Genomic DNA, 14,796 nt, shown 5'->3' with positions numbered 1-14,796 from the left:
CCGCCGACAGCGAAAATTACAGTCGCTCCGAGCCTCACAGAAAAACTGTATTCGAACATCATCCATTTGAAGGACGCGCGGGCTTCGATCGGCGTTTACTGGAATCGGCAGACACTTCGCGAAGGCAGGGTTCCCGCCATGTCCCAGGTGCGATCGTGACCGGCTCCCGGGCCGCCCGCGCCGCCGCGCTCACGGCGATGATCCTGGTCCCGGTGCAGGCCGGGTTGCGCGCCGCCGACCGGGAGCCGGGGGACAGGCCGGACGGCGGCCCGCACTTTCTCGATCAATCCTGGACGTCGCAGGAGCGCGCGTGGTTCTACGGGGCGAGCCAGGGCTCGCAGATCATGCCGTACGCCTGGTTCATGTCCCTGGAGCGCCCGGACGACGACAGGCTCTTCGTCGCGGACGGGCTCGCGCGCTTCGGCTACCTGCCGAACCCGTATGACGGGACGCGCGGATCGAACCGCAGCGGGCTTCCCATCGGCTTCGTGAAGGATGTGGACGATCGCGGCGAGTGGATCGGCATGACCTGCGCCGCCTGCCACGTGAACCGGATCGACCTGCGCGGTCGGTCGATCCTGATCGATGGCGGCCCGGCCGATGCCGACATGTTCGCCTTCATCGAGGAACTGGGCCGCGCCCTCGCGCAAACGCGCGACGACGGGGCGCGCTTCGAGCGCTTCGCCCGCCGCGTCATCCCGGCGGAACTGTCGGCGCCGGGGGCGGGCCCGTCCGAGGCCGACCGCCGCCGGCTGCGGGTCAGCCTGACGCGGTTGGCCGAGGATTTCTCCCGCTACGTCGCGTCGAGCCGGACCGCGGTGCCCTGGGGGCCGGCCCGCCTGGACGCCTTCGGCATGATCTTCAACCGGGCGACCGGCATCGATCTGCGCGACCCGCACAACATCGCCCCGCCCGACGCGCCCGTCAGCTACCCGTTCCTGTGGGATACGTCGTGGCACGACCGGGTGCAGTGGAACGGCTCGGCCGCGAACGGGCTCGCCGTCGAGCGCCTCGGCCGAAACGTCGGCGAGGTCCTGGGCGTCTTCGCCCGTGCCGACATCCGTGAGCCGATCCTGCCGCCGCTGTGGTTCGAGACCTCGGCGGACCGGGTCAACCTCCTGCGGATCGAGAACCAGCTGGGCGCCCTCACGGCGCCGGCCTGGCCCGACCGGATCGCGCCGCGCACCGAGGCGCAGACCCGCGACGCCGCGGCCGGCAAGGCCCATTACGACCGGTACTGCGTGTCCTGCCACGCGATCGCCCCGACCGGCGCGAACCGCACGCTGACCGTGACCCTGACGCCGCTGGCCGAGATCGGGACCGACCCGAAGATGGCGACGAACGCCGTGTCCCGGCGCGCGCGGACCGGGATCCTCGAAGGGGTCCGGATGCCGTTCCTGGCGACGACGCCGCCGCTGGCCGCCGAGACGAGCAGCCTCGACCTCGTGGCCGCGCTCGTGGCCGGCGCGATCCTGGCGCCGCTCGACCGCGGACCGGAGCCGTCGGGCGTCGGGGCGGACCAGGCCGTCATCCTCGAGCGACTGCACAAGCGCGGCGCCGCCGTCCTCGAAGCCCGCAACGCGATGCTCGACGATGTCTCGACCGCCGGCGGCAAGGGCCTCGTCGCCGCGTTTGTCGGGGCGCGGAGGGACCGCGACCTGCTGGTCTACAAGGCCCGGCCCCTCAACGGGATCTGGGCGACGGGCCCGTACCTGCACAACGGCTCGGTGCCGAACCTGTACGAACTGCTGCTGCCGTCCAGCCGGCGATCCAGGACGTTCCGGGTCGGCAGCCGCGAGCTGGACGAGGACCGGATCGGCTTCCGGTCCGACAGCGGGCCGTTCCTGTTCGACACCGCGTTGCCGGGCAATGCCAATACCGGCCACGAGGGGCCCGCCTACGGGACCGAGCAGCTCGACGAGACCCAGCGCCGGCAGCTCCTGGAGTACCTGCGAACCCTCTAGGCGCCTGCCGCAGACCGAATCTCCACATCACCAGTATTGATTTGCATCTCAACTGCATCCGTAATGGAAGACCCGGGTTCGAAACCTATCGGTCCGATCAGAATCCTGGAGATCTGAGGACACTCAAGACGCGCACTCACCACTCGCACTCACCGCGGAGCGTGGCCATGCAGGATCTCGAGGCGTATTCGGTACTGGTGGGGTCGATCTACGACCGCGTCGGCCAGCCGGAGGAGTGGTCGGCGCTCCTGGAGGATCTGACCGACTTCGTCGGCGGCCGGGTCGGGCAGCTCGCCGTGTTCAGCCTCGACGGGAACCGCAAGCCGCTCTGGGCGGTGTCCGGCTTCGAGCGGGCGCGGTACCGCGAGTTCCTCTACCGGCACGCCACCGAGGATCCGCGCCTCCCCTACATCCTGTCGAACCAGGGCAAGGTCATCCGCGCCGAGGAGGGCGTCGACGCGGTGCAGTTCCGCGAGTCGGCCCTGTTCAAGGAGGTCGTGCAGCCCTTCGAGATCGAGCACAGCCTCGTCACCTACTTCGCCAAGGAAGCCGACGTGATGGCGACGCTCGCGGCGATGCGCGGCGAGGACGGCGGCCCCTTCCGGTCCGACGAGGTCCGGCGCCTGGCGATGCTCGTCCCGCACCTGCGCCGGGCCTTCGAGCTGTACGCGCTGATGCGCCAGGCATCCGAGCGCACGTCCGACCTCGCCTCCGCCCTGGACCTGCTCGACGCCGCCGTGATCCTCACCGATTCCGACCTGCGCGTCGCGCACGCCAACCGCGCGGCGGAAGCGCTCGCGCGGTCCCGGGCCGGCCTGTCCTTCGTGAAGGGCAGCCTCGTCCTCAAGGACAGCCAGACCGGGCGGCGGATCGCCCGCGCGGCCGGCGAGGCGCTCGCGGCCGCGAGCGGCGACGTGGCGATCACGCAGGCCGACCACATCGCGGTGACCTGCGGCGAGAGCGGCGTGCCCTACCGCGTCTCGTTGCACCCGCTGTCGAAGCGGCCGGCGGGCACCGGGTCGAAGGTGCGGGCCGAGCTGGCGATCGTGATCCGGACCGGGACCCAGAAGGTCCAGGAGAGCAACGCCGCGCGGCTGCAGAAGCTGTTCGGGCTGACCGTCGCCGAGTCGAACCTCGCCAACGCGGTGGCTTCGGGGCGGTCCCTCGACGCCCACGCCCGGGACCGCGGCATCGCGATCTCGACCGCCCGCACCCAGCTGCGCGCGCTGTTCGCCAAGACCGAGACCCACCGGCAGGGCGAGCTCGTGGCGCGCCTGCGCGAGGGGCTGGACGTCTCGCTCAACTGACCACCGCGCGTCGGGCCGGACGGCCCGCGCCTCTCCGCGAAGAACCTTGGAGGTCGTGCATGCGCGCCGCCGCTCCCGAGACGCCCTGCCTCACGTTCCTGGAGGCCCTGCCGGTGTCGGAGCGCTGGCAGCGCGCCCGGGACTGGATCGCCCGCGCGCCGCGGCCCTTCTTCGCGCAGCTTCGCGCGCGGCGGACCGCGCTGGATTGCGGCGCGGCCATCCTGGTCGCCGGCCGCGCGGAGGTCGAGGAGATCCTGTCCTTGCCGCAGGTCTTCTCCGTCGCGCTCTACAAGCCCAAGATGGGCGAGTTCATGCTGGCGCTCGACGGCACGGAGGTGAATTACCGCGACAAGGCGGTCATGCGCGCCGTGCTGTCCTGGCGCGACCTCCCGGCCATCCGCGATCTGGCGGGCGCCGTCACCGACGCGGCCCTCGACGCGGGCGAAGGATCCATCGACGTCGTGGCGTCGCTCTCGCGCCTCGTGCCGCTGCGGATCGTGCAGCGGTTCTTCGGCTTCGCGGCCCCGGATGCCGACCTCCTGCGCTGGTCGTACGCGAACCAGTTCGACCAGTTCAACAACCTTCCCTTCGACGCGCGCCCGGATGCCGAGGCGATCCACGCGGCGGCGGATCGGGCGCGCCAGGAGATGCGGGCGGCGTTCGCCAGGATCATCCCGGCGCGCGTCGCGGCGATCGAGGCCGGCGCCGACCTGCCCGACGATGTCCTCACCCGCCTGCTCCGGCTGCACCTGCCGGCGGCGGCCGGCTTCGGCATGGACCGCGTCGTCATCAATGTCGGCGGCCTGCTGATCGGGGCCATCGAGACCACGTCGGAGGCCGTGGTGAACGCCCTCGCCGAGCTCCTCGGCCGGCCGCAGGTCCTCGAAGCCGCGCGCGCGGCCGCCCGGACCGGGCCCGCCGCCTTCGACGGTTACGTGTGGGAGGCGCTGCGCTTCGCGCCGATCGTCGCCTTCATGTTCCGCCAAGCGGAGACCGACCACGTGCTCGGCCGGGGCAGCCCGGCCGAGAGCCGGATCGCGAAGGGCCGGATCGTCCTGCCCCTCAGCCTCTCGGCGATGTTCGACGCGACCGGCGTGCCCGAGCCGGACCGTTTCGACCCGACCCGCCCGGATCAGACCTACCTCCATTTCGGCCGGGGCCATCACGAGTGCCTCGGCCGCTACGTGGCCGGCGCGATGATCCCGGAGATCGTCCGCCGCATCCTGCTGCGCGACGCCGTGCGGGCCGAGGGCGCGGTCGAGGACGGGGGCACGCCGTTTCCGACCGCGTTCCGGATCTCCTACGCCGGACGGTCGGCGGGCGCCGCCGCGCCCGGTTAGCCCGGCGCGCGGGCAGGACGTCGCCGATACCGGGCGCCCGGCCCCTCCGTCGGGAGCCCGCGCCGCGCGACCGCGCGTCCGGATCCGGGGCGTCGCGTGCAGACCCGCCCGATCGGCGCCCGGCCGCGCGGGGGCTCCGGCCGCGCCGCGCGGACCGTCCCGTCAAGGCTTCGTCACCGCAGATCCCGGAGCATCGACATGGCATCCTTCACGGATTTTCAGGACGGCTACGAGCGGACCTGGGCGTCGCTTCAGATCCGGCCGGAGAAGCTCGCGACCGTGCGCGAGCTCGCGCAGCAGCTCGCCGCCGGCAAACTGCGCTACCGGGAGATCGAGGCGCGCACGGGCGTGCCCTGGTGGTTCGTCGGGCTCTGCCACTACCGGGAATCGGCCTTCGACTTCGACACGTATCTCGGCAACGGGCAGACGCTCGGACGACGGACCACGATCGTCCCGAAGGGACGCGGTCCCTTCACCGGGCCGCAGGCCTTCGTCGAAGGGGCGGTCGACGCGCTGCGCCTCCAGGGCCTGATCGGGGTCGGCGACTGGAGCGTCGCGCGCGCCCTCTACCGGCTCGAGGGCTTCAACGGCTACGGCTACCACGGCCGGGGCGTGAACTCGCCGTATCTCTGGGGCGGGTCGACGGCCTACGGGCCGCCGGGCGCGCGCGGCGGCAAGTTCGTGCGCGACCACGTCTTCGACCCGAACGTGGTCGACACGCAGATCGGCACCGCGGTGATCCTGCGGAGCCTCATCGACATCGACGCCACGGTCGCCCTCGCGGCGCCGCGCGCCGTCGAGGCTGCCGTGTCCCGCGAGCCCGACGACGAGCTCGCCGACAGCACGCTCTGGGTTCAGCAATCCCTCAACCGCCTCGGCGCGGCGCCGCCCCTCGTCGAGGACGGCCGGAACGGGCCGCGGACCATGGCGGCCGTGGCGATGTTCCAGGAACGGTGCGGCCTCGACGATTCCGGCCTCGCGGATGCGCGCACGATCGCGGCGATCCAGGAGGCGCTGCGGCCGGCGCCGGACAGGGCGGTGCTGGCGCGGATCCAGGACCTGGAGCGCCAGGTCGCCGCGCGGGCGGCCAGCCCGACGCAAACCGCCCCGCTGCAACCCGTCCCGATGCATCCGGCGGTGATCGCGCCGGCCGCGCCCGTGCCGGCCGCGCCCCCCGCGGATGCCGCGGCACGGCTGGACGAGCTTCTCCAGGCCCTGCGCCGGCAGATCGACGGCGCGCGCCTGCCGACCGCCCAGGTCCTGCCCGGCCCGCCGGCAGCGCGTCCCGCCGGCGCGGTCCTCGGGCCGGTCAACGGCGCCCTCGGGCAGACGATCGGGCAGCTGCTCTCCGGCAAGAAGTCGGCGATCGGTATCGTCGGCGCGGTCGTCACGCAGATCCTGTCCCAGGTGCCGGCCGGCACAGGTCTGGGCCAGGTGCTCGCCCAGCTCACGCCCGCCTTCGGGCTGAGCCCCTACACGATGCCGATCTTCATCGCGCTGACGGCGTGGGGCGTGCTCGGGAAGTTCGAGAAGTGGAACGCGCGCGCGGGGCAGGCGGTGGCGTAGCGCGCAGGGTCCCGAGAAGGCCGGCGCTCACGAGGCGCCGCGCCGCCGACACTGCCTCCGATAGGCGAAGGCCGCCGTGACCGGCGGCAGGGCCGCGAGCACGAAGCCGGCGGCCTTCCACGCGGCCGCGTCGCCGAGCATCACGACGAGGCCCGCGACCGTCAGCGTCGCGAGGCCCAGCGCGAACAGGACCGGCCGCCGCTGCCACAGCGCGGACACCCCGCTCATGCGGGACCTGCCTGCGCGCGACCGGCGCGCCGCCCGCGCCCGCGCGTCCACCACAGCCAAGCCCCGTTGCCGGTGATGAACAGGGTGGCCCAGGACAGCGCGCACCAGAGGATCTTGAGCGGCCAGGACCCGTAGTCGCCGAAATGCAGGGGCTGCGACAGCCTGACGATCGTGAGGTACCAGGGGAGACGGGCCACCTCCGCGACCCGGGCGTCGCGGGCGTCCACCAGGGCGATCTCGAACAGGCGCTTCTGCAGACCGGTCGGGCCGGCGAGCAGCACCGTGTAGTGCCGGTCCGTCGACAGCACCGTGTCCGGAACGATCATCAGCGTGGCCCGCCAGCCGGGCCGGGCGGCCTCCGCGGCGGCCCGGACGGCGTCGAGGGAGACGGCGGCGGGTCCGTCGACGCGCCCGGCGGAGGCCGGGGCGTGGGCGCGCACGAGGCGCTGCAACTCGGTCGCCTGCCACGCCAGGAGGCCGACGCCCCCGAGGGCGAGCGCGATCCCGGTGACCGAGACGAGCAGCGTCCAGCCGAGCGTGGCGACGCCGATCAGGTTGTGCAGATCGCGCTGGCGCAGGGCCGCGCCGCACCCGCGCCGGACCGCGCCGAAGGCGAGTCCGCGGATATAGGGCCCGTAGATCACGGTGCCCGAGACCAGGCAGAGCACGACCAGCAGGGCCACGGCGCCGCCGGCGAGCTGCCCCGGCAGGCCCAGGAACCAGTTCGCGTGCAGCCGCAGCAGGAGGCCGAGGGGCGTCGTCCGCGGGTCGGGCCGCGACAGGACCGCGCCGCTCCGCGCGTCCATCAGCACCGGATCGGCCCCGGCGACCGTGCGGATGCCGGGCGCGGCGAGGCTCACCGTGACCCGCTCCGGATGCTCCGCGTCGAGCGCGACCGCGACGACGCGCCGGCCCGGCGCGCGCGCCAGCGCCGCGTCGGCGAGCGCGGCCAGCGGCCGGAGCGGCGCGTCAGAGGCCTCGACCGCCGGCTCGAAGCCCGCCCAGGCGTCGATCTCCTCGTGGAAGATCAGGACGGTCCCGGTCAGGCAGAGCACGAGGAAGAACGGCGCCGCGACCAGCCCGCTCCAGCGATGCAGCCACAGGCCCAGGCGGAAGGTCCGCGAGGCCGTGAACCGGGGGCTCGACGCAGGCCGGCCCCCCGCCGGGGCCGGTCGCCCGGAGACGGTCGGTGCCGCGCGCGTCATCGGCCGGCGACCCTACCAGCGATACGTGAGCGTCCCGAACACGCTCCGGCGGAACCCCTCGAAGACGTAGCCGGTGTAGAAGCCCGACGTGAAGTACCGCTGGTCGAAGATGTTGTTGGCGTTCACCGACAGGACCGCGCCCTTCCAGGCCGGGTTCAGCTGGGCGAGGTCGTAGTTCAGCGAGGCGTCGACGAGGGCGTAGGCCGGGATGCGATCGACGTTGGTGGCGTCCGTCCGTTCGCCGACGTAGCGCACGCCCGCCCCGGCCCGGAAGCCGGCGAAGGGCGAGTTCAGCGGGAGGGTGTAGTCGGCGAAGAGCGACAGGGTGTTGTCCGGCGCGTTCGGCAGGCGGTTGCCGACGAGCGCCGGGTTGGTCGCGTTCCGCGTGACCTTCGTGTTGAGGTGGGCGTAGCCGAAGATCAGGTTGAACCCGTCGAACAGGCTCGCCTTGCCCTCCAGCTCGAAGCCCCGCGATTCCGCCGCGCCCGTCACGATGAAGAAGCCGGGATTGAGGGGGTCGGCGAGGGGGATGTTGGTCTGCGTGATCTCGAAATACGACGCGGTGACGAGCGCGTTGGTGCCGACCGGCTGCCACTTGACGCCGCCCTCGATCTGGCTGGCCTCGCGGGGCGGCAGCGCCGAGCCGTCCGCCCGCTGACCCGCGATCTGCGGGTTGAACGACGTCGAGTAGGCGGCGTAGGGCACGATCCCGGCGGCGAACGCGTAGCCCAGGGCGGCCCGGTAGCTCAGGGCCGAGAAGTTCTGGTTGTCGATCGTCGTCCGGTTGAGGGTCGCGACCGGCAGGTTCGGGAAATTGAAGGTGGTCCGGACCTGCTGCTCGACCCAGTCGTTGCGCAGGCTGCCCGTGAGGATGAAGCCGTTCCACTTCATCTGGTCCTGGACATAGGCGCCCGTCTGCTGCTGCAGCGCCCGGGTCGCGACGTTCGTTCGCTGCGGGAAGGCGATGCCGAGGTTGTAGACCGGATCGTACAGGTCGATCAGGCGGTTCGCGGCGCTCGTCGGGTAGCCGTTCGGGAAGGTCCGCGCGTCGCGGCGATAGTAGTTCTGGAAGCCGACGCCGAGGACGACGTCGTGCTGGATGTCCCAGGTGTCGAAGCGCCCCTGGACGTAGTTGTCGGTCAGGAGCCCCTGGCTCGACTGGTCGCGCAGGTACGGGAAGACCGAGACGGCGAGGAAGCCGGGCGGCGTGAAGGCCGGGCTGGCGCCGACCGCGTCGAACTTCGAGGTGGTCTCGTAGGCCCGGAAGGCGGCGTGCAGCAGCCATCCCGGCGCGAAGCTGTGGTCGAGGATGTAGCCGATCTCCTTGTTCTCCAGGAGGCCGGTGTTGAAGTTCGGCTGCCCGACGAACGGGCTGCGCGGGAAGAAGCCGCGCGCGCTCGGCAGGATCGAGCCGACGATCGGCAGGCTCTGCTCCGATCCGCCGCCGCGGTACTCGGCGTACTTGCCGAGGACCGTGAGGGCGGTGTCGGCGTCCGGCCGCCAGGTCAGCGCCGGGGCGATGAAGGTCCGGTCGTCCGGCGTGTACTTGACCTGGCTGTCGGCGTTGCGGACGAGGCCGGTCACGCGATAGGCGAATTGCGGCGCGCCCTCGACCGGGCCGGACAGGTCGAAGCCGGCCTGGACGCGCCCGTAATTGCCGCCCTGGAGGAACACCTCGTTGAACGGGACGAAGGTCGGGCGCTTCGAGACGAGGTTGATGATGCCGCCCGGCTGGCCCTGGCCGTAGAGGACCGAGATCGGCCCCTTCACGACGTCGACGCGCTCGTAGGCGTAGGGCTCGATGTTCTGGTCGAACGAGTTGAAGCCGTAGCGCAGGCCGTCCTCGTAGACGCTGTCGAAGTTGTTGGCGTTGAAGCCGCGCAGCGTGAAGGTCGGACCGCCCTGGCCGCCGGGATAGTCGACGGCCTGGACGTTGGGCGTGTAGGCGACCGCGAGGTTGACGTCCTGCACGCCCCGGACATTCAGCTCGTCCCGGGTGATGACGCTGACGGTGGCGGGCGTCTCCAGGATGGAATCGTTGCCCTTCGAGCCCGCCGTGGACCGGGTCGCGACGAAGCCCGTCGTCCCGAAGGTCGGCTGCTGGGCCTCGACCGAGAGCTCGTCGAGGGTGACCGCCGCGGCGGCCGCCCCGACCGGCGTCGGCGCATTCGAATCCCCCGGCGGCAGGGACGCCTGGGCGTAGCGCGGGTTCACGAGGGTGATCGTCGCGTGCTTCGCGGCGCGGTAGGTCAGCCCCGTCCCGTCGAGCAGCCGCGCGAGCGCCTCCAGGGGCAGGACGTCCCCCTCGACGCCCCGCGTCGCGCGGTTCTCGGTCAGCGCCGTCCGGTAGGCCAGCGACAGGCCCGTCCGCGCGATGAGGCTCGCCAGGGCCGGCTCGAGGGGACCGGGCGCGATCGAGAGCCGGACGCGCCGCGCCGAGAGCGCGCGCGGCGGCCCGGCGTCCCCGGCGGCGACGGGCACGATGTTGAGCCGTTCGCCGGCTCGCACGAAGGTCGGGGTGATCGGCCGTTCCTGCGCGGCCGAGGCCTGCCCGATCGCGATCAGGGACGCGCTCGCCAGGGCCGCCCTGCGCCACGTGCCGCCCAGCGCGCTTCCGAGAGTGCCGCCCAGCGCGCTGCCGAGAGTGCCGCCGAGATTCCACACCGCCATCCCTGCCCCCGTTCCGCGGAGGGCGGCACGCTCGGCGCGCGCTCTGGGCCCTCACGGACACACGACAATCGAGCCGCGCGACTCCTGACCTCCCCGCGCGGGTTTTTTTCGCCCCGTCAGCCCGGCGGCCTGACGAGGACGAGGTACGGGGTCAGGCGCGTGACGCGCAGGCCCATCGTCGCGACCAGCACGTCGAGCGCTTCGTCGGTGTCGCGGATGTCGAGCGTCCCGCTGAAGCGCTGCGCGCCGAGCCCCGAGCCGAGCAGGACGATGCGTCCGCGCCGATATCGGTTCAGGTCGGCCACGACCGCGGCGAGGGGCTGCCCCGTGACGACGAGCCGGCCCTCCCGCCACGCCGTGGCGCGCCCGACATCGCCGCGCTCGACCATCAGGTGGCCGTCGGCGCTCCGGAGGGCCACCTCGCCGGCCCCGATCGTCACGGCGCCGGCGGATGTCGACGCGTCCACGCGCCCCTCCGCCACACCGACCGGTTCGGCGTCCCCGCCGGCCCGGACGAAGAAGCGCGTCCCCACCGCGCGAACCCGCAGACCGCCGCCGTGGACCACGAAGGGCCGGCCGCTGTCGGGCACGACATCGAACTCCGCCTCCCCGCGCAGCAGGTGGACGTCGCGCTCGGCGGCCGTGAAGCGCAGGACCAGCGCCGTGTCGGTGTTGAGGGCGGCGCGGCTGCCGTCGGGGAGCCGCGTCGTCTCGATGTCCCCGATACCGGTCCAGACATCGGCGCGGACGCGGTCGAGGAGCCCGCTCTCGTAGGCGACGAAGCCGGACAGGCCCAGCGCCGCCGCGAGACCGACGAGGCGCGTCGGCGGCCGCCGCTTGCGCCGGCGGGTATCGGGCGCGCGCCCGGCGACGCGCCGCCACGCCTCCATCTCCGCGTAGGCCTCGGCATGGGCCGGGTCGGCCGCGCGCCAGGTCGCGAAGGCTGCCCGGTCGGCGTCGGTCGCGTCGGGGGAGGCCAGGCGAACCACCCAGAACGCGGCCCGCGCGTAGACCGGGTCGTCCGCGGCCTCGTCGTCGCCCGCGGGCGTCCGCTCCTCCTCCATGTCGACCCGCTGCCCGCTCCGCCCGTCCGACCTATGAAGACCATCGAGGCCGCGAAGTCCTGACGTGCCGGATCAGAAGAATTCGTGGCACGCGCGGCGGATGTGCAGCAGCGCCTTGATGAGGTGCTTCTCGACCATGTTGCGGCTGACGCCGAGACGGGCGGCGACCTCCCCGTTCGAGAGGCCCTCGAAGGTGCTGAGGAGGAACGCCTCGCGGCAGCGCGGCGGCAGCCCGTCGATCGCCGCCGCGACGAGGCGCAGCTGCTCGCGGGCGATCACCTGCGTCTCGGTCTGCGCGCGGCCGTCCACGACGCTGGACAGCTTGAGATCGGTGATGGACCGGAACAGGCCGGCCTCGAACCGGCGGCGCTTGCCGAGATTGGCGGCGACGTTGCGGGCGAGGTGGAACAGGAACAGGCGCGGCTGCTCCAGGTCGGTGGTGGTGAGCGCCTTGACGAGACGGAGATACGTCTCCTGCGCGGCATCGGCGGCATCCGCGGGATTGCCGAGCTTGCGGAGCAGGAACCGATGAAGGTTCAGGTTCTCGCTGCGATGCAGGGCATCCACCGATACCGCCGCCATTACTCCAATCCTCAGATGCTCGCGCCGTGCACAGTCGCGTGCAGCGTCCGACGGATTAAAATAATATGGCCCCGATTGGCGCAAGCGGCTCAGATCTTTGTAGCACCTCTAAACTGCGGTTGCTCTGTTCGGTCAAACGGTTGTCTAGACGCGAGAAATGAATGGCCGGACAGCGGGGCGTTGGACTGGAATAATTCCAGCCCTCCCGGCTGTTTCCGGCGCCTGTTGCAAATCTGCGGCATGGCGAGCCGCAGAGGCCGCCTTGCCCGCGCCGCGCCCGCTCACTCGGCGAGCACGAAGGCGAGGCCGAGGATCGCCACGAGCAGCGCTCCGCCCGCGAGTTCCTCACGCGGCTCCTCCGCGAAGCGCGTCGACCGGCTCGCGCTGGCGATCCCGGCTCCGACGAGCCCGATGATCAGGAAGCCGAGGCCGAGCAGATCGGTCATGTGAACGGACGGTAGCATAGGTCGATTCTCCGTCGGCGGTGGCTCTTACCCCTCTGGCCAAGCCCAGTGCGCCTCGACGTGCGCGATCAGCCCGAGCGCGTGATCGCGCACGAGGACCGCGGCCCGATCCGCGTCGCGTGCCTGCAGGGCGGCGATGATGGCGGCATGCTCGCGCATCGAATCTTCGAGCCTCCCGGCCCGATGGAGGAAGGCCGACCGGAGCGCCCGCATGTGGATGAACAGGTTGGTCGTCATCTCGACCATCAATCCGCAGCCGCCGAGACGGACGATCGTCCGATGAAAGTCGAGGTTGGCCTCGTCGTAGGCTTTCAGATGATCGGGTAAAGTGGATATGTCGAAATCTTCGAACGCCCTGCCGAGCGCGCGAAGTTCGGAATCTTCGGCGTGCCGCGCGGCGGCATGGGCCGCCATGCCCTCGAGCGCGGCCCAGACGGTGATCATCTCGACGATCTCGCGCTTGGTCTTGCGCGTCACGAAGAGGCCGCGGCGCGGCACCGTGCTCACGAAGCCTTCCCGCTCGAGAAGCGTCAGGGCTTCCCGGACTGGCGTGCGGCTGATGCCGAGATCCTGCGCGATCTGGTGTTCGTGCAGCCGGATCTGCGCTGAGCCGTCGTAGAGATCCATCGCCAGGATCGATTGCTTGATGCTGTCGTAGGCCTGCTCGCGCAGGCTCGCGGTCTGCCCGATCGAGGCCGGACCCAGGGAGGTCTCGGGAGGCTGCAGCACAGTCGATCTCCGAAAACGCGGGAACTGGTTCCAGCCTCAGATCTCGGGCGGGCGCCGGAGCGCGGCTGGAATGTCGCGTGAGAGCGAGGCGCCGACGAAGCACGGCATGATCGGAGGTGTACGCCCGAGGATCCGCAGGTGCCCGCTGCGACGTGCGTCCCGAAGAGACGCCGCGACGGTGCCGGCGGCGCGCACCCCCCTCGATCGTCTCTGCCCCGGCTCCGAGATTCCGGAGCCGGGGCGTCGCGGGTCCGGCCCGGCCGCGGGGCGGCCGAGCCGGTCGCTCAGGCGTGCGCCAGCGTCAGCGCCGGCGCCGCGGCGTCGTTGTTCGCCGCGTGGTGCTGCTTGAGCATCGGCCGCAGCACCGCGATCGCCAGGATGGCGGCGATCAGGTCCATGGTCGCCACCGTGTAGAGGACCGTCGCCCAGGTACCGGTCGCCTGCATGATCAGGTTGCCCACCGGCACGAACAGCGCCGCGAAGCCCTTGGCGCAGTAGAGCACGCCGTAGATCTTGCCGATGTGCTTCGAGCCGAAGGTATCGGCGGCGGTGGCGCTGAACAGCGAGTAGACCTCGCCCCAGGCCAGGAACACCACACCGGACAGGATCACGAAGGCCCACGGATTCGAGCCGAAATAGCCCAGGGCCACGATGCCGATACCCTCCATCGCGAACGCGATGAACATCGTCTTCTCCCGTCCGATCCGGTCGGAGACGAAGCCGAAGAGCGGGCGCGAGATCCCGTTCATGATCCGGTCGAGCATCAGCGCGAAGGGCAGCGCCGCCATGGCGAAGAAGTACAGGTTGACCTGGAAGTTCTTCACCCCGAGATCCTGCGCGATCACGCCGAGCTGGGCCACAGCCATCAGGCCGCCCGTCACCGTGCAGGTGAACATCAGCAGCATCACGTAGAACACGGGGGTGCGCAGCGCCTCGCCCAGCGTGTAGTCGCGCCGCGACTGCAGGACCTTGGTGGAGAACGGCACCTGATCCTTGCGCGGGGCGCGCATGGCGATGGCGGCGGCGATGATGATGGCGCCCTGGATCAGGCCGAAGACGAAGAAGGCCTGGGCGTAGTTGCCACCGTCGATCATCTTGGCGATCGGCAGGATGGTGAGCGCCGAGCCGGCGCCGTAGCCGCCCGCCGTGAGGCCGACCGCCAGGCCGCGCTTGTCCGGGAACCACTTGAGCGCGTTGTTGACACAGGTGGCGTAGACGCAGCCGACGCCGATACCGCCGGCCACTGAGCCGAGGTAGAAGCCGCTCAGGCTGGTGGCGTAGGAGTTGATGACCCAGGCCAGGCCCGTCATCAGGCCGCCGAACATCACGACGCGGCTAGGGCCGTACTTGTCGATGAAGTAGCCCTCGATCGGGGTCAGCCAGGTCTGGACGACGACGAAGATCGTGAAGGCGACCTGGATCGCGGCGCGGTCCCAACCGAAGGTCTTCTGGATCTCGGGAACGAACAGCGTCCAGGCATACTGGATGTTCGCCGCGGCAACCATGCAGATCACGCCGAGCACGATCTGCAGCCATCGATTGGTACTGGGTATTGCCGTAGCCGGCGTGGCATTTGGCATGGCCATGAGCTTCCTCCCTCGTCCCTGCGCTGACATTCGGCGACGTGCTATAGGATTGGCGTGCACGTCGGCGCATCGCCGGCCTCGCCGAAACCTC

12 protein-coding genes are annotated in these 14,796 nt (G+C 71.4%); 4 read left to right on the top strand and 8 right to left on the bottom strand.

The window, feature by feature from the left end; genetic code table 11:
• The first annotated feature begins 155 nt into the window (after positions 1–155).
• The 4 genes from J3A75_RS35495 to J3A75_RS35480 all read left to right on the top strand — a co-directional run bounded on the left by J3A75_RS35495 (position 156) and on the right by J3A75_RS35480 (position 6,177).
• Positions 156–1,964 carry a di-heme-cytochrome C peroxidase gene (locus J3A75_RS35495; protein ID WP_209651326.1) on the top strand — a complete coding sequence of 603 codons (1,809 nt, stop codon included), beginning with the start codon at positions 156–158 and terminating at the stop codon, positions 1,962–1,964.
• Positions 1,965–2,131: 167 nt separating this feature from the next.
• The gene (locus tag J3A75_RS35490) at positions 2,132–3,271 is read left to right on the top strand and encodes a helix-turn-helix transcriptional regulator (RefSeq protein WP_012329695.1); all 1,140 of its coding nucleotides are present in this window, start codon (positions 2,132–2,134) and stop codon (positions 3,269–3,271) included.
• 59 nt (positions 3,272–3,330) lie between these two features.
• Positions 3,331–4,611, top strand: coding sequence for a cytochrome P450 (locus J3A75_RS35485; RefSeq protein ID WP_012329694.1), 1,281 nt, complete (start codon positions 3,331–3,333; stop codon positions 4,609–4,611).
• 198 nt (positions 4,612–4,809) lie between these two features.
• Positions 4,810–6,177 carry a peptidoglycan-binding protein gene (locus tag J3A75_RS35480; protein WP_043074688.1) on the top strand — a complete coding sequence of 456 codons (1,368 nt, stop codon included), beginning with the start codon at positions 4,810–4,812 and terminating at the stop codon, positions 6,175–6,177.
• Between the two features lie 27 nt (positions 6,178–6,204).
• On the opposite strand, the gene J3A75_RS35475 is transcribed toward J3A75_RS35480, so the two are convergent.
• The 8 genes from J3A75_RS35475 to oxlT form a co-directional block, all read right to left on the bottom strand.
• Entirely contained in the window at positions 6,205–6,405 is a 201-nt protein-coding gene (locus J3A75_RS35475) for a hypothetical protein (protein WP_012329692.1), read from the bottom strand.
• Complete coding sequence (locus J3A75_RS35470) at positions 6,402–7,610, bottom strand: PepSY domain-containing protein (protein WP_209651325.1); 1,209 nt, start codon at positions 7,608–7,610, stop codon at positions 6,402–6,404. The genes J3A75_RS35475 and J3A75_RS35470 overlap by 4 nt, the downstream gene beginning before the upstream one ends.
• A gap of 12 nt (positions 7,611–7,622) precedes the next feature.
• Positions 7,623–10,280, bottom strand: a complete 2,658-nt coding sequence (locus tag J3A75_RS35465) for a TonB-dependent siderophore receptor (protein ID WP_209651324.1) — start codon at positions 10,278–10,280, stop codon at positions 7,623–7,625.
• Between the two features lie 116 nt (positions 10,281–10,396).
• Positions 10,397–11,344, bottom strand: a complete 948-nt coding sequence (locus tag J3A75_RS35460; RefSeq protein ID WP_012329689.1) for a FecR family protein — start codon at positions 11,342–11,344, stop codon at positions 10,397–10,399.
• A gap of 72 nt (positions 11,345–11,416) precedes the next feature.
• On the bottom strand, positions 11,417–11,926 hold the full coding sequence (locus J3A75_RS35455; protein ID WP_209651323.1) for an RNA polymerase sigma factor: 510 nt from the start codon (positions 11,924–11,926) through the stop codon (positions 11,417–11,419).
• Positions 11,927–12,207: 281 nt separating this feature from the next.
• Entirely contained in the window at positions 12,208–12,390 is a 183-nt protein-coding gene (locus J3A75_RS35450) for a hypothetical protein (RefSeq protein WP_012329687.1), read from the bottom strand.
• 27 nt (positions 12,391–12,417) lie between these two features.
• Positions 12,418–13,119 carry a GntR family transcriptional regulator gene (locus tag J3A75_RS35445; RefSeq protein ID WP_209651322.1) on the bottom strand — a complete coding sequence of 234 codons (702 nt, stop codon included), beginning with the start codon at positions 13,117–13,119 and terminating at the stop codon, positions 12,418–12,420.
• A 284-nt stretch (positions 13,120–13,403) separates the two neighbouring features.
• Positions 13,404–14,705 (bottom strand): oxalate/formate MFS antiporter, encoded by a 1,302-nt coding sequence (gene oxlT, locus J3A75_RS35440; protein ID WP_012329685.1) that lies wholly within the window; start codon positions 14,703–14,705, stop codon positions 13,404–13,406.
• Positions 14,706–14,796: the final 91 nt, after the last annotated feature.

It is taken from the genome of Methylobacterium sp. PvP105 (genome assembly GCF_017876975.1).
Taxonomy (GTDB): Bacteria; Pseudomonadota; Alphaproteobacteria; order Rhizobiales; family Beijerinckiaceae; genus Methylobacterium; species Methylobacterium radiotolerans.
Note: the sequence above shows the minus strand (reverse complement) of the source record. Positions and strands in the feature narration are given on the sequence as shown.

What these genes read in the sequence shown, in the direction of transcription:
- J3A75_RS35490 (WP_012329695.1), top strand. Translation starts at nt 2,132, where the DNA reads ATGCAGGATCTCGAGGCGTATTCGGTACTGGTGGGGTCGATCTACGAC.
- J3A75_RS35485 (WP_012329694.1), top strand. Translation starts at nt 3,331, where the DNA reads ATGCGCGCCGCCGCTCCCGAGACGCCCTGCCTCACGTTCCTGGAGGCC.
- J3A75_RS35480 (WP_043074688.1), top strand. Translation starts at nt 4,810, where the DNA reads ATGGCATCCTTCACGGATTTTCAGGACGGCTACGAGCGGACCTGGGCG.
- J3A75_RS35475 (WP_012329692.1), bottom strand. Translation starts at nt 6,405, where the DNA reads ATGAGCGGGGTGTCCGCGCTGTGGCAGCGGCGGCCGGTCCTGTTCGCG.
- J3A75_RS35470 (WP_209651325.1), bottom strand. Translation starts at nt 7,610, where the DNA reads ATGACGCGCGCGGCACCGACCGTCTCCGGGCGACCGGCCCCGGCGGGG.
- J3A75_RS35465 (WP_209651324.1), bottom strand. Translation starts at nt 10,280, where the DNA reads ATGGCGGTGTGGAATCTCGGCGGCACTCTCGGCAGCGCGCTGGGCGGC.
- J3A75_RS35460 (WP_012329689.1), bottom strand. Translation starts at nt 11,344, where the DNA reads ATGGAGGAGGAGCGGACGCCCGCGGGCGACGACGAGGCCGCGGACGAC.
- J3A75_RS35455 (WP_209651323.1), bottom strand. Translation starts at nt 11,926, where the DNA reads ATGGCGGCGGTATCGGTGGATGCCCTGCATCGCAGCGAGAACCTGAAC.
- J3A75_RS35450 (WP_012329687.1), bottom strand. Translation starts at nt 12,390, where the DNA reads ATGCTACCGTCCGTTCACATGACCGATCTGCTCGGCCTCGGCTTCCTG.
- oxlT (WP_012329685.1), bottom strand. Translation starts at nt 14,705, where the DNA reads ATGGCCATGCCAAATGCCACGCCGGCTACGGCAATACCCAGTACCAAT.